The organism is Streptomyces sp. NPDC102451, assembly GCF_044765485.1.
Lineage (GTDB): Bacteria > Actinomycetota > Actinomycetes > Streptomycetales > Streptomycetaceae > Streptomyces.
Map to the genome: position 1 here is coordinate 1 of NZ_JBIWKD010000002.1, position 21583 is coordinate 21583.

Consider the following 21583-nt stretch of genomic DNA (forward strand, 5'->3'; position numbering starts at 1 on the left):
CCGCGAGTACACCCCCGCCAACAGCGGACAGCACATCATCCACACCGGGGGAGAGCGCGCTTCCCATCTGCAGCTCCCCGTGAAGACCAGCTGATATGAGAGGGCTCGGTCCCGTCTGCGGACGGGACCGAGCTGCAACCCTTGCAAGGCTGTCAACACTTTTCCCGTCTTTGGGTCCGTCGCGCGTGCTCGCCCAGCTGCCGGGTGATACGTCCGAGTGGGCCCGACGGTAGTCGTTGCACCTCAATGGACCTGTCGTGCGATATGGCTGGACAAGTTGACTGCTCGGGAGGAGTGCGCCGTGTGCACCGCTCGCCTCCTTGAATGTTGACATTTAGTTTGTAGTCGCCTGAGGATGGCGTCAGGGCCCGCATCGCCGCCGGGGACAGAGCTCGCGACGTCGAGTTCCTGGAGCGGGCCGGCGAGCAAATGCGTGCAAGGGGATGATTTCGTGATACTGGTCACCGCGGCCAACGGCAATCAAGGTAATCATCTGATTCCACGACTTCTGGAAGCCGGCCAGGCGCTCCGTGCGTGCGTACGCTCCGAAGAATCGGCGCAGTCTCTTCGCTCTGGCGGCGTGACCGATGTCGTTGTCGGTGACATCGCCGATTCCGCGGTGATGGCACGCGCCATGCACGGGGTGGACAAGGTCTATTACGTCGGGCCGACTCTTCACCCCGAGGAGCGAGAGATGGGGTTTGCCGCCATTGACGCGGCGCGGGAAGCCGGGGTGAAGCACTTCGTCCTCAGCTCGGTACTCCATGCGATTCTCACCGACCTCACCCAGTACGAGGTCAAGCGTGATCTCGAGGAACATCTGCTCTCGTCCGGGATGGAGTTCACGATTCTCCAGCCTGCCAACTACATGTTGCGACACAGGCTCAAGCCCGCTGTCGAGCGGGGCCGTTTCCGTCTCTCGTGGGCGCTGGACCGATACCAGTCGATGGTCGATCTGAGCGATGTGTCCGAGGTGGCCGCTGCCGTCCTGGTCGACAGCGATCGCCACGCAGGAGCGACCTATGAACTGGTCGCGCCCGGTCGCTACACGGCACACGACATAGCGGCGGTCATATCCGAGGTGCTGGGGCGCAAGGTAGCTGCCGAGCGAATCGATGCCGACGAGTTCACGGCGGCGTCCATGGGCGCGGACCACGAGATCCGCTTTCCCTATCACACCAGCGCGGCGCGAGCGATCAGCAAACGCTACAGCAGCCATGATTTCACCGGTAATCCTCATGCTCACGTGGCTGCTCGGCCGTGAGCGACGAGGGTCTGTACAGCGATCACCGTACAGACCCAGGCTCGGGCACCCGCGTTGCCCACGAAGGGGCAGTCGACCGAGTAGATCATCCGGTCGGTGCCCAGGACTTCGGTGCAGAAGCGCAGGTGAGGTGCGGTGAACATGCCGCTGGGGGTGTACCAGACGTTTTGCCGCACGTAGTCACCGATGCTCCGGTCGAGCCCCGTCGCGCGCTGGGGCAGTGCCTCGTCGAGACGGTCCAGGAACCAGGGGATCATCTCGCCCCAGTGACCGAGCGAACGCGGCGAAACGGCCGGGGTGACGGCCGCAGGCGGCCGCCAGTCGGTCATTGACCCCTCCTACCAGTTCGGGCGCCACGTCGGCCGGAAGGGACTGTGTGGTGAGGTTGGACAGTACCTGTACGTCGATGCCGTGGGCGTCAATGTCGGCGATGCGCCCCTGGTCGAGATCTTCCAGCTCCTCGGGGGCGGGGGAGTAGGGGAGTCCGCCGACCGGTGAGTACGCCGTCGCGAAGTGCGGGCTCACCTCCGCTGCTCGCCCGGCGGATGCCCGCGCCACCGCGGTGTCGAGGGTGTGCTCCTCGATGGTGATCAGCTTCATGCTTCCCGTTCCTGACGGCTCGAAGGTGGCTGTCATCCCTGGTCCTCCTCACCGAGCCAGGCGAACGCGGACTTCTTGATGGCGCTTTCCAGTTCGCTTCCCTTCGTGGCGAAGGTGCGCAGAACGGGAAACCCGCTCATGTCGAGCACGTAGGCCAGTGCCCCGTACTCGCGCGGATACCTGGCCACCACCTCGGGGTCGATGTCCCTGATTCCGGAAGGAAAGGTGAAGGTGGCGAAGTCGTACACGCTCTTGCGGTCGACGATGCGCCATACGCCGTTCCGGCGCTCGATCCGGTCGATGAAACGGTTGTGGCCGTTGCACCCCAGATTGAGGCTGCTGTTCTCGGCGATGATGACCGCGTTGGTCTCGCTGACGGCGCGGGAGCCGTCCGCAGAGAACGTCACTGCGGGAGAGGTGATGAGGTGCTTGGTGCGCAGGTCCGTGGAGGCCATCCGCGCTGACGCGTCGACGAAGTCCGAGGCCGCCCCCTCGAACCAGGTGATCTCGATCTGCGCTCCCGGGTGGAACAGCGCTCGGAGCCTGTCCCATCGGCCCAGGTCTCGGTGGATCCAGCCTGTCATGAGGTCGGCGATGTCCTGGCGGTCCTGGAGTGTTGTCGTTATCGGCATATCCCCAGTCTCCGACCGTTTCATCGATAGGGACCAATTGATAGATCTGATCTATTGTTCGCTGAGAACGATTGGAGGTCAGCGTGGAACTACGTCACCTGCGCTATTTCGTGGCTGTGGCCGAGGAGTGCCACTTCGGCCGTGCTGCCGCACGGCTGCACGTCACCCAGTCGACGCTCAGCACACAGGTGAAGGCACTCGAACGCGAGGTGGGGGGCCCTGTCTTCGTCCGCACCAGCCGCCGGGTCGAACTGACAGAAGCGGGAGACCTGCTGCTGATCGAGGCACGGCGTGCACTGGCGCAGGCCGACCGAGCCCTGGACGTCGCCCGGCAGTCGGTCAGAGGTGAGACCGGGGCAGTACGGATCGGCTTTTCCGGGGTCGCGGTGTTGGAAGGCATCCTCTCCGGGGACCTGCGGCGCTTTCACCGAGCTCACCCCGCGGTCGAGCTTCATCTGACCGAGCTCCCGCCCTCCGCACAGGTTCAAGGCATCCAGGACGGCACACTCGACGTCGGGTACAGCCCCGACAACGGTCTCCATGACACGGACGGTCTTGCGGTGACGCGCGGAGCCCGGACGAACCTCTCGGTCGCTGTCCGCCACGACCACGCACTCGCCTCCGAGGCCTCGGTCACCCCAGGGGACCTGGAGGGCGAGAACCTCATCGTGTACGCAACCGACATGGGTGACCAGAGCGTGCTCGACCGATTGGGGGCCGCCCGGGCGGAGCACGGGACCCACGTCCATCTCGTGACCAGCACCCTCGGCGCCCTTGCACTCGCCTCTGCCGGCGTCGGTGTGGCTCTGGTTCCGGCCGCTGCGGAGCGCATCGCACTGCCGGAACTCATCTACCGACCCCTGCTGGGCATGGCGGCAGATGTGGAGGTGATGAGGCTCAGTCGCCCCGACGAACTCTCCGGATCGGTACGCGCATTCGTCAGATCGTGTGCGGAGCCGCTCCCCGCTCAGGAGCGGTGACCCGGAGCCGGGAAGCGGCCGGCCTGTCAGCTTCCCCCGCCCCTGTCCGCCCAGGTCAGCCCAGGGTCCAGATCTGATTCGTGCCGCCTGTGGCGGCCCACTGCTGGAGGGCCGTGCCGGGTGTGGCGGACTCCTTGGGCACGTCGACCACCCATCCACTGCTGAGGTTGACCAGGGTGTACGAGGCGTTCGAGGAGGAGGTGTACGCGCCGGCGGCTTGTAACACCCACTGTTGGTTGGTGCCGTTGTTGCAGGTCCACACGTCCAGGCGGGTACCTTGTGCCGCTGACCGTCCGGGGATCTCCAGGCACTTTCCGCTGCCGCTGTCGACCAGGGTGTAGACGTTCCCGCGGACCTGGTGGAGCGTCCATCGTTGGTTGGCGCCCCCGGTGGCCGGCCACTGGATGACACCCGCTCCGTCGGTGCTGTCGGCGCCGCTGACGTCCATCAGAAGCCCGCTTGCCGCGCTGGTGAGGCGGCGGGTCCCGGAGGGATTGGACGTTCCCGTCCAGGTCCCGGCGCCCACATCGAGAGTCCAGGAGTTCTGCCAGCCGACTGCCACGGTGGTCCCGCTGATGGTCAGGGGCAGCCACACCATGGGGGACGAGCCAAGATCACTGGTGTTCCAGCGGTCGCCCGCGTAGATGTACGTGGTGGCCGAAGTGCCCTGCACCGGGATGATGTTGGCTGTTTGCGAGTCGTAGGTCTTGCTGCCCGGGGGCGCGAAGGTACGGAATGAGGACCAGGGCCCGGAGAGCGAGGTGGCGGTCGCGTAGACGTTGTCGTTGGTTCGCCAGCCCGTCAGGTTCGACGCGAGCAGGTAGTAGCGACCGCCGGTGTTGACCATCGCGGGCGATTCGACGTCGGAGAAGACCGTGACCGTGCTCTCGACCGAGAGGTAATCGTCGGAGAGCCGTTCGATGCGCAGGCCGGTGGCGGGGTCCCGACGCATCAGGTACCCGGATCCGTCGGAGTCCTGGAACAGGCCGAGGTCCTTGCTCTGGCGGCCCAGCGGCTGGGAACTGCCCCGGTAGTCGTAGGTGCCGCACGGTGTCCTGCTGGTGGCGATACCCGCCTTCGCCTCACCGTACGAGGGGCTGTCGATGTGCAGGTACATCACATACGTCGAGGTGGACGCGTTGTAGATGACCTTGGGGCGCTCCACGATGCGGCCCGGGCCCAGGTCGCCGCCGGCCTGCCGTTTCAGAGCGGCACCCTGATAGGACCAGTGGGACAGATCCGTGGAGCGGTAGCAGTCGATGGACTGGAAGCTGGTGTCGGACGAATCCCTGCCGATCTTGTTCTCTCCGAAGGCGTACCAGGCGGGACCGACCTTGACGATGCCGAGGCCGTGCATCTGCAGGGCCCTGCCCGAGGTGTCGGTCCAAGACGTGCCGGGGGTGAACGTGCTGGTCGGGTCGGCGTGCGCGGGCGGCACCGCCACCAGCACGGCGGCTGCGGTGGCGATGAGGGTGAGGGCGCCCGTGAATAGGCGTCGGGCGGATGTCAGGAGGCGCGCGAGCATGAGTACCTCATGGAGTTCCAGTGATGTCTGCCAGGACGGTGGTGATCGTCTGAGGGTGAGCCCCACCCGGACAGGGTGAAGTTCCGCCCGGCCCGTTCCCGCGCCGTGGGGGGGGGGGGGGGGGGCCCGGCGCCGCCCCGGGGGGGGGGGGGCCCCCCCCCCCCCCGCCCGGCGGGGGGGGGGGGCCCCCCCCCCCGGGGTGGGGGCCGGGCCGGGCGGGGGGGGGCGGGGGGGGGGCGGCCGCCCCCCCCCCCCCCCCCCCCCCACGGCGCGGGCGGTTCCCCCTACAGCACGGTCAAGCTGTCGATGTTCGCGCCCTGCGACTGGGTGAGAGTCGCGCGAATGGTGACGTTCTCCCCTTGCGGAAGGTCCGCGGTGAGGGAGGCCGACGCCCACGTGTCCCAGCTCCCGGTGGGTGGCATGGCGAGGGTGCCGCCCTTCGTGCCGTTGACGTCGATGGCCAAGGGGCGTTCCGTGCTGCCTCCGTTGGCGTAGCGGATGATGAGCTGCTTCGTGCCGGCCGTGGGAACCGCGACCGTCCACGCGAGGGTGGATCCCGCGGCGGAGGTTCCGGTGGAGTCGGCGTAGCCGGTGCCGGTATAGCCGGGGTGGACGGTGTCGATGATGTAGGCGCTGTCGAGCCTCGCGCTTTCGGCCTGATGGACCGTCCCGCCGCCGACCCGGGGGAATGAGGCGCCGCTGGGCTCGATGGTGGCGGCATTGCCGCCGCCCGTGGACACGGGTATCACCGGTGTGACGACACTGAGGACCTTCGCCCCCGCGTCCCATGCGCACCCGGTGCCCTTGTCACTCAGGATGGCCGCCGCCTCGCTGGTGAAGGCGGGCAGGGTGGCACCACGGTTGACCCGCATCCCCACCGGGCTGTCCAATCCGTGTATGCGGACGAGGTAGCGACGTCCGCCCGGTGCGCCGTCGTACGTTCCCTGCGGATGTGCGATGACGACGCGGGTGGAGGAGTCGGTGAAGGTGAGCCGGGTGACGCTTGTCTTCTTGGCGGTTCGGTACTCCTCGGTCACCCCGTCGTCCTCGACCAGTTCGAACACGCCGTCGGCCCCTGCGTAGACATCCATCTCGAGCTGCCGCTTGGTGAGGTAGGCGGTGCTCTGCGCGTAGGGGTACTTGGGAAGAATCGCCCCGGCCTTGACGAACAGCGGTGCTTCGCCGGTGCGGGTGGTGTAGGAGAGGTCCGCGGTGTCGGACCCGGTGTGCTTGGCGTCCGTCCAGAAGTTGTACCAGCGGACTCCCGCGGGCAGCCAGACCTGTTGGACGCCTCCGCCGTCGGACGTCAGGGGGGCGACGAGGAGCGAGGGGCCCCAGAGGTACTGCAGGTCGTGGTTGTAGGCGCGGGTCCGGTCCTGGTAGTCGATCACCATGGCCCTCGCCATCGGCATGCCGGTGGCGGAGGCCTGGTGCGCGAGCGTGTAGATGTACGGCATCAGGCTGTATCGCAGGTGACTGTACTTCGCGAACTCCGCCTGCGCTTGCGTACTTTGGTCGAGCGGCCAGCGCGACGCCCTCTTGCCGTGGTCCCGGACCGAGGCGGAGGTATGGGGGCGCCAGATCGGGGAGAGGCTGGCCCAGGCGACGGGCCAGTTGCGGTAGAAGGCGTCGGAGACCGTGCCGCCGTCGAAGCCGCCGCCGTCGATGTTGGCGAAGGGGAAGCCACCCAGGCCGGCCGTCTGCATGCCCCGGATCTGACTCCGCATCTCATCGTAGGTCTGGCTGATGTCACCCGTCCAGTAGTGCCCGTAGCGCTGCTGGCCCGCGGTGGCACCGCGACTCCAGGTCCACGGGCGCTTGGCGGTCCCGATGTGCCCGGCGCCGGAGGGATCCCAGCCTTCCTCACCGACCCCCTTGTGCAGGTTCAGGAAGTAGGCGTTGCGGTCCTCCGCCCATGTGCGGCCGTCTGCCATGCGCGCCGTGTACGGGATTCCTCCGAGGTCGTCGGTCTCATCGATCCACAGGGCATCGCCGGGGAAACCGAGGGACGGGTTGAGCGCCTTGTCCCAGAAGACCTTCCACACCCAGGCGCGGGCGTCGGGATTGCTCCAGTCGGGAACGGCGTTGTTCTCCTTCACCTTCTGGAGGTCCGCTGCCGCGACGCTGTACCCGGGCGGTGGACCGCCCTTCCACCCGGCCATCTCGTTGGTGTTGTTGCGGTTGTAGTCCAGGGTCACGGTGATGCCGTTCTCGGACGCCCACTTCTTGTAGCCGGCGGGGTCGGGCCAGCGCTCGTCGCTGAACTCGAACCATGATCCGGACCAGGAGCCGGAGCCTTCGCGCCAGCGGTTGTCGTTGACCTGGTGGTCGAAGGGGAACCCTGCGGCGCGGTGCAGGCCGACCTTCTCGCGCCACCAGTCCTGGTCGCTCTCGGTGGGGAAGCTCTTGTCGGACATGTGGAGACCGAAGATGGACAGCTGTGGCAGTCGCGGACGGCCTGTGAGCTGGGTGTAACGGTCGAGGAGCTGTGCGAACCGGGGGCCGTTGATCAGGAAGTAGTCCAGCTGGGGGCGCACGCCCCCGGCGTCGTGAGCATCGGCCGAGAACGAGTAGCCGTTGCTCCCGCCGAAGCTGAAGGTCGTGTCGAACGTGGTGTTGAAGAAGACGCCGTAGCCCTTGCTGGAGAGGTAGAACGGCACGATGGCGGGTGCCTGATTGTTGGGGTTGTCGGCAGCCGCCGCCGCGTCGGCATAGTTGTGGGAGACCGTGTCGCCGGTGCGGTCGAGCCGTGGTGTGCGGCCGAGCACTCCGTGTCCCGCTTTGAGGAAGCGCTCCTCGGCGGGCGGCGGGACGAATGCTCCGGTGGTGACGGAGTGGTTCGTGCCGCTCCAGGTGATGCTGCGTGTGGAGTCCTCCTTCGCCAGCAGAGCTCCAGTGTCCCGTGCGTAGAACTCCAGACGCAGCGGCTTCTTGTGGAGAACGATGCGAAGGCCGTTGCCGGCGGCGGTGTTGAACTCGAGCGTGTTCGTGTTGACCTTGAGGGTCAGGCTGCCGCCCAGAGACGTGTGGCTCTGAGGCTGCACCATCTCGTACCGGGTGTCGGAGAAGAAGTCCTCTCCGGCGCGGGCCGCGCGCACCCTGACCATCTGGTCCCCGTAAGGGGTGAGCCGCAGTCGTTGACCGGTCACGCTGGTGACGGTGATGCTGCGGCCCTCGGTGGTGTGTGAGGCGTAGTCGCCGAATTGTTCCCGTACGTCGGCGGCTGCGAAGGCGTGCTGCGGCAGAGTGGTGACCGCGCCGGCGGCCAGTACACCTGCAGCTGTCGAGAGCAGGGTCCTGCGCTTGATCTGATCGCGCTTCATGGTGTCTCCAATGCGGGTGGCTGTCTGGGGCGGATCAGCGTTCTCACACACGGGGTGCGTGGGGATGGGGCCGCGCGCAGCACCCGACGGGTACGGAGCTGCTGTCGCTGCGCCGACAAGCCGACGGCGGCTGAGTCGCGCTTGCCGGGACGGCACACACACAGAACTGACGACAGGTCAGTGTGTCGTCCCGGCAAGCGTCCAGGTGACGGTGTCGGTGTGAGTGGCCCCGCCGATGGATGCGCTGACCGAGACGGTGTTGGCCCCCGGGCGCAGGGTCACACCCGGCCACGTGAAGATGTGGTCCGAGCTGCTTCTGATGCCCAGCATGGAGCCATTGAGGACGGCGGTGACCTGCGAGGCGTTGGAGTACACCTTCAGCTCGGTCACGGGCTCCGTACGTGAGGTCCAGCGCCGACTGGTGATGTGGAGCGTGGGTGTGGAGGCCCAGTTCGCCTTGTACCAGTAGAAGGCGTCCTTGCGGGTGGCCCGGTCGTGGGTGACCAGACCCTTGTCGTTGATGCCCGGCCTGCCGCCCTCGTTCCGGCCGTCGGAGGCGAAGTCGAACATGTTCCACACGAAGGTGCCCCAGATGAAGGGCCGGGCGGCGAGCTGTTTCCAGGAAGCCTCGTGGAGCAGCGCCTGGTACTCCTCCGGGTGGAACGAGCCGCCCGCGCTGGGCGCCGACGGATTGAGGGCGTGCTGGGCGGGGTTCGCCCCGGCGCCGTATTCGGAGACCGCGAAGGTGCGACCGGGGTCGGCCTTGTGCAGGCTGTCGGCCCAGCCGCCCAGGCCGTCGTAGGAACCCCCGTACCAGCCGAAGTACTTGTTGTACGCGACGGTGTCCGCGTGGTCGGTCACCTTGGCGTTGTCGCCGAGGTTGTTGGCGTAGGTGCTGATGCGGTCCGGGTCCTCGCTCCTGACGAGCCCGGCGAGCTCCGCCAGCAGTGCGTTGGTAGGGGTGTCGTCGGAGCGTTGCTCGTTGCCGATGCCCCAGAAGACGATCGAGGGGTGGTTGTAGTTCTGCCGGATCAGTTCGCGCAGCTGGTCGCGCGTGGTTGTGGTGAAGGCCGTGGAACCGGTGATGTGATTGACCAGGGGTATCTCCGCCCACACGACCACGCCGGCCCCGTCCGCGAGGTTGTAGTTCTTCTGGTCGTGCTGGTAGTGCGCCATCCGCACCGCTGTGGCGCCGAGTTCCTTGATGAGGGTGAAGTCCTGAGTGTGGTCGGCGTCGTCGACGGCCCAGCCGTCCTGGGCGCGGTCCTGGTGCAGGTTGACGCCGTGCAGGCTGAGATGCCTGCCGTTGAGCGAGAACCCGTTGTTCGCGTCGAGGCTGAAGTGGCGCAGGCCCAGTGGCTCGGTGACCACGTCCCTGACCGTTCCGTCGGTCGCGTCTCGTACCTCGATGTGGGCGCTGTACTGGTAGGGGTCCGTCAGACCGTTCCACAGACGTGGTTTCGCGATGGTCAGTGTCTGTACGACGTCAAGTCCGCTGTCGGCCCTGATCGTCTGCTTGGGGCTGCTGCTGTCGGCCACGATCGTGCCGTCGGTGGCGGTGACGATGGCTCGCACCACCACGGATCGACTGGTGCTGTTGTTGTTGAAGACCTTCGCTGTGACGTCGACAGTCGCTGAGACGGTGGTGACGCTCCTCTGACGCAGATACACGCCGGGACCGGCGTAGTCCAGCATCCGCACCGCGAGTCTGTCGACCGCGTAGAGGCTCACGTTGCGGTAGATGCCGCCCTGGAACGTGTAGTCCGCGTCCAGCGGAGCGATATCGGGATCGGGGGAGTTCGTCACCCTGACCGCTATCACGCTGTCCTTGCCCGGAGTGAGGGTCTCTGTGGCGCCGAACCGAAAGCGCGAGTATCCGCCTCGGTGCCGGCCGAGGTGGACTCCGTCGACCCAGACGTCGGCTACCTGGTTGGCCCCGGCGAACTGGAGGAAGAGCATCCTGCCCGACAGGTTGGCCGGTACGGTGACGTGCTTGCGGTACCAGCCGACACCCCGGTAGTAGTCGTTGCCGCCGTCCGCGCCGTCCGAGGCGTTCCACGTGTGCGGCACGCTGGTCGCGCTCCATGCCGCGTCGTCGAAGCCGACGGCCTGGGCACCCGCGGCGTCGCCCCTGTGGAACCGCCAGCCGGAGTTGAGGCTCAGCCAGGTGCGTAAGGCGGGTGGGTTGTAGGTCTGGGCGGCTGCAGCCGAGCCGCCGCCGGCGAGGGTGGCGGCGACGCCACCTGCGATGGCGCCCAGAACCTGCCGCCTGCTGGAGAGTTCCTTCATGGCGTGCCCTCCCTGGAGGTGTGGGGGATGCCCTCCCGGCAACAGTTCGCCTTACGTAAGGCATCCGAATGACGGTGACTATGTATGTGAACGATGATCTCTCACATGAACCTCGATAAGTGGCGAGGCTAGGCCTGGCGGGAGTGCAGGGTCAACCCTGCTGCACTAGGCGAGAGTTCGAACGTCGGATGCCTGGTGAGTTCATGTGGGTGAACGCAGGGCGTGGTCGCACGGTCCGCGGTGCCGCTGACGTCGGCGGGCGGGCGCCGACCGCGGGTGGCGGGATCGATGGCCCGGTCTGCAGCTTAGGTCTCGGTTGGCGTGTTGTGAACTGTTCGGTTGTCTTGAGCCTTGACGAAAAAAGAAACGAGACAGCACACTGTCCACCATCGCCCTCGCTGGGTGAGGTCAGCTTGTCGCCATGGATGAGCAGGACCAGTACGCGATCAACTCCGCTTTGTTCCGGCTCCGTTGTTGGATCTGAGTCCCGGTCGGAACAGGCAATCCTCCCATTGGGTCTGCTCGGCTCGCTACGCCGGGCGATGTCTCGGCCTGTGCCCGGACACTGTGTGGTGGGGGCACACCGACTCCCTGCCGCTGATGGCCCGAACACGCATGCCCAGGTGGACATGGAGTCGCACGAGGGCCATGTCGACCTCTCGCGAGAGCGATAGCTCTTCCCTTGATTCCTGCGCGCTGTCCCTGCAGCCACGCGCTCCCACGAACGGAAGATGAGGACCGATGAAATCTCGATGGATGGTGCTGGCGCTCGCCGCCACGACAGGCGCGGGTCTGGCCATGCCGCAGGCGGTGGCGTCACCGAAGCCCGTGGCCCCCGCAGTATCGGCCCAGACGCCGGCGGAGGCCGTAGCCCCCTTGCTGGACAACGGTCTGGCGGTCGACGCGCCGTTGATGGGCTGGAGCGGCTGGGGGTTCCTCCAGCGGGACCCCACAGCAGGGAAGTTCAAGGCGCAGGTCGACGCCCTCGTCTCGAGCGGACTGAAGGACCTCGGCTACAACTACGCCAACATGGACGACTTCTGGTACAAGTGCCCGGGCAGTCAGGGCCCGGACGTGGACTCCAACGGCCGCTGGGTGACGGACGAATCACTGTTCCCGGGCAGCGGTTCCAAGGACGGCATGCACGTCCTCGGGGACTACGTGCACGGCAAGGGCCTGAAGTACGGCCTGTACGTGACACCAGGCATCTCCGCACAGGCAGTGGCGAAGAAGACGAAGATCAAGGGTACCTCGTACACCGCGGACCAGATCGCCATGACGAGCAGCGCGAGCAACTTCAACTGCAAGGGCATGCGGAACATCGACTTCAGCAAGCCCGGAGCACAGGAGTTCATCGACTCCTGGGCGCAGCAGTTCGCCGACTGGGGGGTGGACTACCTGAAGCTGGACGGCGTCGGCCCCTCGAAGACGGCCGACGTCAGGGCTTGGTCCAAGGCTTTGGAGAAGACAGGCCGGCCGATCGCCCTGAACCTGTCAGCCAGTCTGTCCGCCTCCTCCAGCTGGTCGGAGCTCTCGAACTCCTGGCGTATCGACGGTGACATCGGGGCGAGCCCGAAGGGCTACAGCTTCCCGCTCACCAGCTGGGAGAACGTCTACAAGCGGTTCGACGACGCGGCCAAGTACCAGCCCTACGCCCGGAAGGGAGGCTGGAACGACCTGGACTCCTTCGGTGTCGGCAACGGTGACAACGACGGCATCACCCCGCCGCAGCGGCAGACGAACATGGCGCTGTGGGCCCTGGCCAGTTCCCAGTACATGCTGGGCGCCGACCTGACGAACCTCGATCCCGCCGACAAGGCGCTGCTGGCCAACAAGAGGCTCATCGCGATCGACCAGGACGGCATTCCGGCCGCTCGGGTGGTCAAGGACGGCAACCAGCAGGTATTCGCCAAGCGTGAGAAGAACGGCACCTGGTACATCGGTGTGTTCAACACGGACACCACCTCCAGTCACACCTTCAGCCTCCCGCTGGCCAAGCTCGGGCTCAGCGGCTCGGCGAAGATCACCGACATGATCAACAACGACAAGCCGCTGGGCACCGTCAGCACTTACACCACCAGCGTGGCCCCCGGCGGGGTCGCCCTCATCTCGGCGGTGCCCACCTCCGGGACGGGCGGCACCGGCGCCCTGGTCAGCGCCCAGACCGGCAAGTGCATCGACATCGACGGCAACATCTACCTCTCCGGTACCAAGGCGCAGATCTGGGACTGCAACGACGGCCTGAACCAGCTGGTCACGCCGACCTCCAGTGGTGAGCTGCGCACCATGGGCGCCACGGAATGCCTTGACGTCTTCGAGAACGGGACCACTCCCGGAACCAGGGTCTCGCAGTGGAACTGCCACGGCGGTACATCGCAGAAGTGGACGGTGAAGAGCGACGGCACCATCGTCGCCCAGAAGTCCGGCCTGTGCCTGGACGTGAAGGGCGGGAAGACCGCGAACGGTACCGAACTGCAGCTCTGGACCTGCAACGGCACAGACGCCCAGAAGTGGTCGTGGGCCGGCCGCTGAACCGCGCCCCGCTCGATGTGATGCGTGACGGTGCCCCCGGTCGCCCCCAGCGGCCGGGGGCACCGGCGCGTGCTGAAGCATCGAGGGACACCTGTGGGACGAGGCGCGGGACGGGCGCCGTGGGGACCAGGCGGTACGGCGCCTCGGCTCGTTCTCGGACGGGGCGGGGTGGCCGTGACCCTCGAACGTGTCACGACGGGACGAGAACGGCGGCAGGGCGCTTCGGCGTCACGCCCCGCCGCCGTCACCGGCCCGGTGGTGCGGCCGGTCCCGGTGCCACCGCCTCCCGCGGTGACACCGGAGTCAAGGTGTCGGTCAGCCGGGCAGGACCCACCTCTGGTTGGCGCCGGTGTTGCACGTCCACAGCTGCAGCTTGGTGCCATCGGCCGAGGAAGCGCCCGAGGCGTCAAGGCACTTGCCCGACTGAGGGTTTCTCAGCGTGTCGTTGGCCTGCTGCACCCACTTCTGGGCCCCGGAGTTGTTGCACCCGTAGAGCTGGACCTTCGTCCCGTCGGCCGATCCGCCACCGCTGATGTCCAGGCACTTGCCCAGTGCTCGCAGCGTGTCGTCGGTCCCGACCGTCCACCTCTGGGCCGCCGTGCGGTTGCACGTCCACAGCTGTACCTGTGTGCCGTTGTCACTCGAGCCACCGGCGACGTCGAGGCACTTGGCACCGATACCCGTGACAGCGCCCTCCCGGGGGCCCGTCGTCCCTCCCAGCTCCTTGATGCGGACATTGCGGAAGGAGACGTCATCGCCGTTGCTGTGGTTCTGCAGGCCGATATGGCCCTGCTGGAGGCTACGGGCGGGATCGGTGTTGGTGAAGTCGTTGATCTTGCGCCCGTTGAGGAAGACCTGGAGACGTTCTCCCTCGACCCGGATCTCGTAGGTGTTCCACTCTCCCGGTGGGTTGAGTGCCGCGTCGCGAGCAGCCAGGTCGGCCGAGGCGGAGCCGTAGACGGACCCTGTGGTCCGCTCAGGTGTATCTGTCGCGTCGATCTGGATCTCGTAGCCCTTGGTGATGGCCGACTGCGGGTCGTCGGAGGCCGGGAAGCCCACGAAGACGCCGGAGTTGTCGTCGCCGGCCTGCCGCCAGTCGAGCTTGAGGGAGTACGCCTTGTACTCCTTGGCCTGGTACCAGAACAGACCGAGACCACCCTGGGAGGTGAGCGTGGAGTCGGATTCGGTGAAGGACCCCGGTCCGGCCTGCTTCCACCCGCTGGTGCCCGAGGTGCCGTACAGGGTGGTGTAGCCCGTCTCAGGCCGGCAGTCGGCCTCCGCCAGCCGCGCGGCCCAGCGGATGCCCCCGAGCAGATGGCGGCGGAAGGAGGGATCGGTGTAGGAGTCCTCGGTGTGGCCGCCGCCCGTGTAGAAGGCCCGCCCACCCCGGTAGTCCTTGCACCAGGCGATCGGGTGGTCGTCCCCCATTGCGCCGCCGCTGTACGTGGACTCGTCGAGCGAGGCTAGGACGTGCGCCGTCGTGCGCGGGTTGGTGCGGTAGTCGTACCACTCGTCGGTCCGCTGCCAGGTCGGGCCGAGGTGGGCGGTGGCGTCGTGGGCGCGGTCCTCCACCTCCACGGTGGCAGGCTGAATCGCCGGATGGGACCGGAACAGGGCGCCGGCCAGGCCGCCGTACCAGGACCAGTCGTACTCGGTGTCTGCCGCCGCGTGGATGCCGACATACCCGCCGCCGGCCTCGATGTACCCCTCGAAGGCCGTTTGCTGGGCGGCGTTGAGGACGTCACCGGTGGTGGAGAGGAATACCACGGCCTCGTAACCGGCCAGATTGGCGGAGTTGAAGGCAGCGGCGTCCTCGGTCGCGGTGACGGTGAAGTTGTTGGCCTTGCCGAGCTCACGTAGAGCGGTCACGCCTTCGTCGATGGAGGAGTGGCGGAATCCGGCGGTTCTGGAGAAGACCAGCACGTCGTACGCCGGGTCGTCCACGGCCACGGCCGCGGAGGAGGCGGCGACGGCAGGTGTGCCGAGCTCGGGGCCGGCCGCCGCGGAGACTGCGGAGGGCAGGGCGGCGGTAGCCAGGAGGGCGCCCGCGGCCCAGGTGGCCAGGTACCTGTGGTGTCGGTTCATGGCAGGATCCACTTCTGGTTGGCACCGGAACCGCAGCTCCACAGCTGGAGCTTGGTGCGGTCGGCGGAGGCCGCTTCGGCCGCGTCCAGGCACTTGCCCGACACCGGGTTCCTCAGGGTGCCGTTCGACTGCGGCTCCCACTTCTGGGCTCCGGTGTTGTTGCAGCTGTACAGCTGGATCTTCGTCCCGTTGGCGGTCTCGCCCCGGCTGACGTCCAGGCACTTGCCGAGCGCGCGCAGCGTGCCGTCCGTGCCGACCGTCCACTTCTGGGCGTCCGTCCCGTTGCAGCCGAACAGCTGGATCTGGGTGCCGTCCGCGCTCGACGCCGCCGCCACGTCGACGCACTTGCCGCCGATGCCCGTGATCTGACCGGTCCGTGCGGTGCCCGTACTGGTGGTGAAGGTGAAGTCGTCGATGTCGAAGAGGGATCCGCTGCCCCCCTTGAAGACGAGGTGAAGGGTCGTGGTCCCGGCCGGACGGTTGGAAAGGTCCGCGGAGACGTTCTGGAAGGACTCCCAGCCTCCGGTGGCGGCCACCGCCGCCGACCCGAGCAAGGTTCCGGTGGGTGAGCCCGCCCGTACTTCCAGGGTCCCTCCGGCGTTGCCGGACGCGACGCGGGCGGTCAGCCTGGTCGCGTCGGCGAGGAGGTACGGCTTGAACGAGATCCAGTCGCCGTTCTCGATGTAGCCGACCGCCCTGCCGCCGTGTGCGGCCGTCTTGTCGACGATCCTGACACCGGCGGAGTCCCCGTAGTGCTCGGCCTGGCGTTGACTGCCCTGGCTGATGTTCTCGTCGTGGGTGGTCAGGGCCGGCTGTCCGTTCGCGCCTTTGTCGGTGTACTCGGCGTCCCAGACGCCGAAGATGTTCGCGTTGGGGTCGTGCTCACCGTCGGCGATGGTCTGCAGGGTGCCCGAGCAGCCATTGGCGGATGTCTGCGGGTGGCCGTGGCTGTCGTGTCCGATGATGAAGGTGACCTTGACCTTGGAGCAGTCGATCGTGCCGTCCTCCGGGTCGGTCACGGTGACCTTGAAGGGGACGGCGGCACCCGCGTCGACGATGGTCCCGTCGGTGGGCAGTTCCAGGGTGACGCTGGGCGCGGTGTTGCCGACGGTGATGCCCACCGAGGCCGTCGCTGTGTGGCCGGTGCCGTCGGAGACCGTCAGCTCGGCGGTGTAGCTGCCGTTGGTCGTGTAGGTGTGGGAGGGGTCGGCCGCGGTGGAGGTGCCGCCGTCACCGAATTTCCAGGCGTAGGTGAGCCGGTCGCCATCGGGGTCGGAGGTGCCCGCGGAGGAAAACTTCACCGCGAGGGGGGCTTTCCCGGAGGTGCGGTCCGCGGTGGCGGTGGCGAGCGGGGCCCGTCCGCCGGTGACGTACTCGATGCGGTAGACAGCGCTGTTCGCGTCGCCGTTGAAGTAGCCCGTGCCGTAGTCGAGCACGTACAGCGCGCCGTCCGGGCCGAAGGCCGAATCCATGACCTGGGTGCCCTGCCAGGGGAAGGCGTTGATCGACTGAACGGTTCCGTCGGACCCCTGCTCGATGCGCTTGATCCACTTACGCCCGAACTCGCCGGCGAAGAAGTCGCCGTCGAAGCTCTGGGGGAACTTGACGTCGGAGGTCGAGGCCGCGTCGTAGCGGTAGACGGGTCCGCCCATGGGGGACTCGGAACCGCTGCCGAAGTCGGGGACCGAGCCGCCGTCGTAGGGGATCCAGGCGGGCTGGGCCGCGGGGAGATCGGTCAGGCCCGTGTTGTTCGGCGAGGTGTTCTTCGGCGCTGAGCAGGAGAAGGCGTCCCCGGACTTCGAGGTGGCGAAGTCGTAGTCGACGTAGGCGTTGTTCTTGCCGGTGCAGTAGGGCCAGCCGAAGTTGCCCGCCTTGGTGATCCGGTTGAACTCGACCTGGCCGGCCGGTCCGCGGCTCGCGCTCGCACTGCCGGCGTCGGGGCCGTAGTCGCCGAGGTAGACGATGCCGGTCGCCTTGTCGACGGACATCCGGAAGGGATTGCGGAAGCCCATGGCGTAGATCTCGGGCCTCGTCTTCGCGGTTCCCGGCGCGAACAGGTTCCCCGACGGGATGGAGTAGCCGCCCGCCGCGTTCACCTTGATCCGCAGCACCTTGCCGCGCAGGTCGTTGGTGTTGCCCGAGGAACGCTGGGCGTCGTAGGCGGGGTTGCGGTTGGACCGCTCGTCGAGGGGGGCGTAGCCGTCGGAGGCGAAGGGGTTGCTGTCGTCCCCGGTGGAGAGGTACAGGTTGCCCTGGGCGTCGAAGTCGATGTCGCCGCCCACATGGCAGCAGAGACCACGGCTTGCGGGGACGTCCAGGACCTTCTTCTCGCTGGCGGTGTCCAGAGTGCCGTCGGCCTTGAGGACAAAGCGCGAGAGCCGGTTGACGCCGTCGAACGGCGTGAAGTCCGCTGATGAACCGTTCGCAGGGGCGTCCCCCGAGGGAGTGGAGAGCTTCGGGGCGTAATAGAGGTAGACGAAGCGGTTGGTGGTGAAGCCAGGGTCGACGCCGACGCCTTGGAGGCCTTCTTCGTCGTGCGAGTAGACGTCGAGTCGACCGGAGACCTTGGTGGTGCCGGCCGCGTCGGTGAGACGCAGGGTGCCGTCCCGTGAGGTGTGCAGGACGGACCTGTCGGGCAGAACGGCGAGCGTCATCGGCTCACCGGTCTCGGCCACCCCCTTGGCGAGGGTGACCTGCTGGAACTCATCGGCCGCCGGGGCGGCTCCAGCCGGGGTCTGCTGGGCGGTGAGGGCGCCCGCGGCAGCCAGCAAGGTGCAGGCGAGCGCCGCGAGAGGCCGGGTCAATCTCCTGTGCACGCGAATCCTCCGTGTGGTGACGGGGTCGGGGTGGAGCACAGGCGCGCGCCGTCGCGCCAGGGAGCCCGGTGCCCACGGGGGAGGGGAGGGCACTCGGTCCTTGTTGTCCGGTTCAGGTCAGGAAGGTAATGGCTTTTTCTTCTGACAGAAACCCTTTTGACGTATGAGGTCGCAACTTTTTCCCGCAGGGGGACAAAGCTGCGGGTGAGAGCCTGGGCTGGCCAAGGCGCGCGCCCCCGGCATTCACCCGGGGGCGCGTTCCTTTCCGCGAGGACTCGACGTGGGGCGGGGCGGCAGGGTGCCTTCAGTTCTCCTCCGGCCCCGGACGGGAGCAGCAGGTCAGCTACGGGACCACTTCTGGTTCGCGGCGCCGCTGCAGGGCCAGATGATCGCCTGGGTGCCGTTCGTGGTGCCGCCGTCGTACGCGTCCAGGCACGTGCCGGACGCCACGTTGACGATCGCGCCACCGGACGTGACACGCCACTGCTGGCTGGGCGTGTTGTTGCAGTCACTGATCACGACGGCGCTTCCGTCGGCGGTCGCGCCGCCGGTGACGCCCAGGCATTCGGTGGGGTAGATCCTGAGTTGATTGGAGGCCGTGGAGGTCCAGGTCTGATTGGCGCCGCCGTTGCAGGTCCAGAGAGCCGGCCGGGTGCCGTTGTCCGTCGCGCTGTTGGGGAGATCGAGACAGCGGCCGGATGCCTGACCCTTGACCGGCCCGGCCACAGCGGTACGTTCCCACTTCTGGTGCGCGCCGCCGTCACAGCGGCGGATCTCCATCGCCGTGTCGTCAGCCGTGCCGTGGCCTCGGGCGGTCAGACACTTGCCCGACGCGGGGTTCACCACGGATCCGTCCGCTCCCAAGGACCACCGCTGGGCTCCGGTCCCGTTGCACGACCAGATCTGCACCACTGTTCCATCGACCGTGCCACCCCCGTCGACGTCCAGGCACTTGCCGTCGAAGACGGTGAGCTGCTGGGATGGGGTCTGCGTCCAGAGCTGGTTGGGATCGCCGTTGCACTCCCAGAGTTTGACGTCCGTTCCGTCGGTCCGCGCACTGCCGGGCACATCGACGCACCGGCCGGATTCCTGACCCTTGAGCACACCGTCGTTGTCGGCCGAACCGCAGGTCGTCATCCCGGCGGTGTACGGGCACAGAGCGGAGGCGAAACCGCCGTTGCGCGCGATCGGCACGGAGAGGGTGTCCGCAGCGGTGACCACCCTGGTCTCCCGTACGAGTGGGCCGGGGCCGTCGCGCACGGTCTCCATCAGCCACTGACCGCCTCCGAGGAAGCTCAGCGGTGACTGGAACGTCTTCGCGGCTACGGCGGATATCCCGCCGACGAACCACCTGCCGCCCGCCCGGCGGGCCATGTAGGTCTCCTGACCCGGGGCGCCGGCGAGGAGCCGCGACTCGTCCCAGGCTGTCGGGAGCTGGTCGAGGATACGCAGGGCGTCGGGCCGTGACTGGTAGCTCTCTGGGTTGTCCGCGTAGTGCTGCCAGCCCGACTCGAACACCACCGCGGTCGCCAGTTCGTGGGCGTCGGTGGTGTCCCGGTTGCTCAGGCTGAAGACTACGGGCGTGAAGTCCATGCTGGAGACGACGTTGCGGGTGAACGGAAGAACGGTGTTGCGCGCGGCCCGGTTGTTCTGCTGTTCCGCGCCATAGACCGCTTCTCCCGTCATGACATGCGGCCACGTGCGCTGCATGCCGCGCGCCGTGGCGGCTCCGTGGAAGTTGACCAGCAGTTCGAGCTGGGCGGTCCGGGCGAGCACGGCGTCGTACCACTTGAGGGTGGGCTGGGTGTATTCGTAGCTGAAGTCGATCTTCACTCCGGCGACGCCCCAGCTCTTGACGAGGGGCAGCCACCGCTCGCGCTGCTCAGCGGTCTGGAGGGCGGAGGAGTTGAACCAGGCGATCACCTTGACGCCTCGCGTCTCGGCGTAGTCCACGAGGTCAGGCATCCAGCTCGACTGCCAGCCCTCGTCGACCAGGACGTAGTCCCAGCCGTGGTGCTGGGCGAAGTCGATGTACTCCCGCTGCCGGGCGGGGTCGGAAGGGCTGGAGTGCTCGGTCAGCCAGGACCAGGCGGAGGCGCCGGGCTTGATCCACGAGGTGTCGCTCACCTTCGAGGGCGGTGCGAGGTCGTCGACGAGGGTCGAGGTGGTCACGGTCGCCAGGTCGCCGACGGCGGCGGTACGCCATGGGGTGGACAGCGGCAGAGTCGCGGTGACCGGAGCGTCGGTGATCTTCATGGAGTAGGTACCCGATCCGGCCAGGTGAGTCAGGCGGCTGCCCGCGTAGCGCCCGTCCAGGTCGGTCTCGGCCAGCAGCGCGTAGTTCGATCCGACCTGGAAGAGTGCGGGGACCGCGTAGTCGTTCGCCGGGGCCCCGCCCGCGGTCGTGCTGAGCCACTGGCCCTGGTCCTCACGGTGGCCAGGGACTACCCAGGCCTTGGCCGAGGCGGGCACCGTCCAGGAGGACGCCTCCCGCTCGATCGTCACACTGCCTGAGCCGGGCAGCGTGTACCGGTAGGCGGCGCCTGTGCTGGATACGCGCACCACGACGTCCAGTCGTGCGCCGCCGGCGCCGGTGAAGGACAGGGTCGTCTGGGCGTACGTGGTCTGCTGGGTGCGCTTCTTGCCGGTCGTCATCGTGTACGACTCGGTGACCGTCCGGTCCTGACGGCCGGTGAAGGCAAGGTCCTTGCTCAGATCGGCGGCAGTGGTCTCGATGCCGATGGGGGCCGGGCTCAGCACGGCCGTTCCCAGTCGGGACACCCCGAAGCTCAGCTTCCCGCCGTTGGAGTCGAGGCTGACCTGGGCGGATACCGGTGAGCCTGCGGTCGGTCCGGCGACCGTCCAGGTCGTGACCGCGGCGACCGACGCCGCGTGAGCGGGAACGGCCGGGAGTACGGCGCCGGCCAGAGCGGCTGCCAACCCGTAGACGGACAAGAGCGCGGTTCTGAACTTCCTTTCGCGCATACGTCGCATTCCTTTGGTGGGGGATAGTGCGCCACAGTGTGGAGTTGTGTTTGATTCAACGTCAATGCTTCGCACAAGAATGAACTGAAAAGCGGTGAGTGCGCTGCCCTGTGGAGAGGGTGCCGACCCTCCTTCGCTGCGCCCCTGAGGCCCGGATGAGGGCGTCGAGCGTTGCTGCCGACAAGCAATTTCTCGAGTGGGGGAGAGTCGCACGCTCGTGTCCGCGCGACGGGGAAAGCCCTTTCTTGCTCGATTTCATCTGTGATGTGTCGCCATCACGCCCGGAGGGCCACCCCGGCTGACCTGCGGTCTCCCTCAACTCATGCGCACAGAAGCTGACTTGACGGCAGGTCGACATGCTGTGCCGTGCGGTGGAGGGTTACTCGCTCGACTGTGTCGGATTCCAATGTTGTTTGTGGCGGGAAACGTTGACCGAGGTCGCGGGGCAGCGTAGAACTACGGCTGCGATCGATTGCGTTGCAACTTGGTGGCTTCTGTTGGAATCGTCCGGCAAGGTGCGGACAGGATTCACCCCGGCTGAAACTCGACCGC

General features: G+C 67.3%; 11 protein-coding genes. 3 read left to right on the forward strand and 8 right to left on the reverse strand.

Annotated elements, in window-relative coordinates; all coding sequences use genetic code 11:
• Positions 1-451 precede the first annotated feature (451 nt).
• Positions 452-1264: an SDR family oxidoreductase gene (locus ACIRD8_RS03795; RefSeq protein ID WP_403985653.1), complete on the forward strand. Its 813-nt coding sequence runs from the start codon at positions 452-454 to the stop codon at positions 1262-1264.
• Here the strand turns inward: ACIRD8_RS03795 and ACIRD8_RS03800 are convergent.
• Positions 1243-1593: a hypothetical protein gene (locus tag ACIRD8_RS03800; RefSeq protein WP_403985655.1), complete on the reverse strand. Its 351-nt coding sequence runs from the start codon at positions 1591-1593 to the stop codon at positions 1243-1245. The genes ACIRD8_RS03795 and ACIRD8_RS03800 overlap by 22 nt on opposite strands.
• Positions 1594-1896: 303 nt before the next feature.
• Entirely contained in the window at positions 1897-2496 is a 600-nt protein-coding gene (locus ACIRD8_RS03805; RefSeq protein WP_403985657.1) for a nuclear transport factor 2 family protein, read from the reverse strand.
• Positions 2497-2579: 83 nt separating this feature from the next.
• On the opposite strand from ACIRD8_RS03805, the gene ACIRD8_RS03810 reads away from it, so the two are divergent.
• The gene (locus ACIRD8_RS03810) at positions 2580-3476 is read left to right on the forward strand and encodes a LysR substrate-binding domain-containing protein (RefSeq protein WP_403985659.1); all 897 of its coding nucleotides are present in this window, start codon (positions 2580-2582) and stop codon (positions 3474-3476) included.
• 55 nt (positions 3477-3531) lie between these two features.
• Here the strand turns inward: ACIRD8_RS03810 and ACIRD8_RS03815 are convergent, their stop codons facing one another.
• The 3 genes from ACIRD8_RS03815 to ACIRD8_RS03825 form a co-directional block, all read right to left on the reverse strand.
• Entirely contained in the window at positions 3532-5001 is a 1470-nt protein-coding gene (locus tag ACIRD8_RS03815; RefSeq protein WP_403985661.1) for an RICIN domain-containing protein, read from the reverse strand.
• Positions 5002-5285: 284 nt separating this feature from the next.
• Positions 5286-8324 (reverse strand): TIM-barrel domain-containing protein, encoded by a 3039-nt coding sequence (locus ACIRD8_RS03820; RefSeq protein WP_403985663.1) that lies wholly within the window; start codon positions 8322-8324, stop codon positions 5286-5288.
• A 177-nt stretch (positions 8325-8501) separates the two neighbouring features.
• Positions 8502-10613 (reverse strand): glycoside hydrolase family 2 protein, encoded by a 2112-nt coding sequence (locus ACIRD8_RS03825; RefSeq protein ID WP_403985665.1) that lies wholly within the window; start codon positions 10611-10613, stop codon positions 8502-8504.
• A gap of 741 nt (positions 10614-11354) precedes the next feature.
• On the opposite strand from ACIRD8_RS03825, the gene ACIRD8_RS03830 reads away from it, so the two are divergent.
• A complete protein-coding gene (locus tag ACIRD8_RS03830) occupies positions 11355-13145 on the forward strand; it encodes a glycoside hydrolase family 27 protein (RefSeq protein ID WP_403985667.1) in 1791 nt (596 codons plus the stop codon).
• A gap of 315 nt (positions 13146-13460) precedes the next feature.
• Here ACIRD8_RS03830 and ACIRD8_RS03835 read toward each other — a convergent pair whose 3' ends face one another.
• The 3 genes from ACIRD8_RS03835 to ACIRD8_RS03845 all read right to left on the reverse strand — a co-directional run bounded on the left by ACIRD8_RS03835 (position 13461) and on the right by ACIRD8_RS03845 (position 21031).
• The gene (locus ACIRD8_RS03835) at positions 13461-15230 is read right to left on the reverse strand and encodes a ThuA domain-containing protein (RefSeq protein WP_403985669.1); all 1770 of its coding nucleotides are present in this window, start codon (positions 15228-15230) and stop codon (positions 13461-13463) included.
• Positions 15227-18046 (reverse strand): PQQ-dependent sugar dehydrogenase, encoded by a 2820-nt coding sequence (locus ACIRD8_RS03840; protein ID WP_403985671.1) that lies wholly within the window; start codon positions 18044-18046, stop codon positions 15227-15229. Before ACIRD8_RS03840 ends, ACIRD8_RS03835 begins: the two co-directional genes overlap by 4 nt.
• Positions 18047-18385: 339 nt before the next feature.
• Positions 18386-21031: a glycoside hydrolase family 97 catalytic domain-containing protein gene (locus tag ACIRD8_RS03845; protein ID WP_403985673.1), complete on the reverse strand. Its 2646-nt coding sequence runs from the start codon at positions 21029-21031 to the stop codon at positions 18386-18388.
• Positions 21032-21583 lie beyond the last annotated feature (552 nt).

Coding starts and splice junctions, on each gene's coding strand:
- ACIRD8_RS03825 (WP_403985665.1), bottom strand. CDS start 10,613: ATGAAGGAACTCTCCAGCAGGCGGCAGGTTCTGGGCGCCATCGCAGGT.
- ACIRD8_RS03815 (WP_403985661.1), bottom strand. CDS start 5,001: ATGCTCGCGCGCCTCCTGACATCCGCCCGACGCCTATTCACGGGCGCC.
- ACIRD8_RS03820 (WP_403985663.1), bottom strand. CDS start 8,324: ATGAAGCGCGATCAGATCAAGCGCAGGACCCTGCTCTCGACAGCTGCA.
- ACIRD8_RS03845 (WP_403985673.1), bottom strand. CDS start 21,031: ATGCGCGAAAGGAAGTTCAGAACCGCGCTCTTGTCCGTCTACGGGTTG.
- ACIRD8_RS03830 (WP_403985667.1), top strand. CDS start 11,355: ATGAAATCTCGATGGATGGTGCTGGCGCTCGCCGCCACGACAGGCGCG.
- ACIRD8_RS03805 (WP_403985657.1), bottom strand. CDS start 2,496: ATGCCGATAACGACAACACTCCAGGACCGCCAGGACATCGCCGACCTC.
- ACIRD8_RS03835 (WP_403985669.1), bottom strand. CDS start 15,230: ATGAACCGACACCACAGGTACCTGGCCACCTGGGCCGCGGGCGCCCTC.
- ACIRD8_RS03800 (WP_403985655.1), bottom strand. CDS start 1,593: ATGACCGACTGGCGGCCGCCTGCGGCCGTCACCCCGGCCGTTTCGCCG.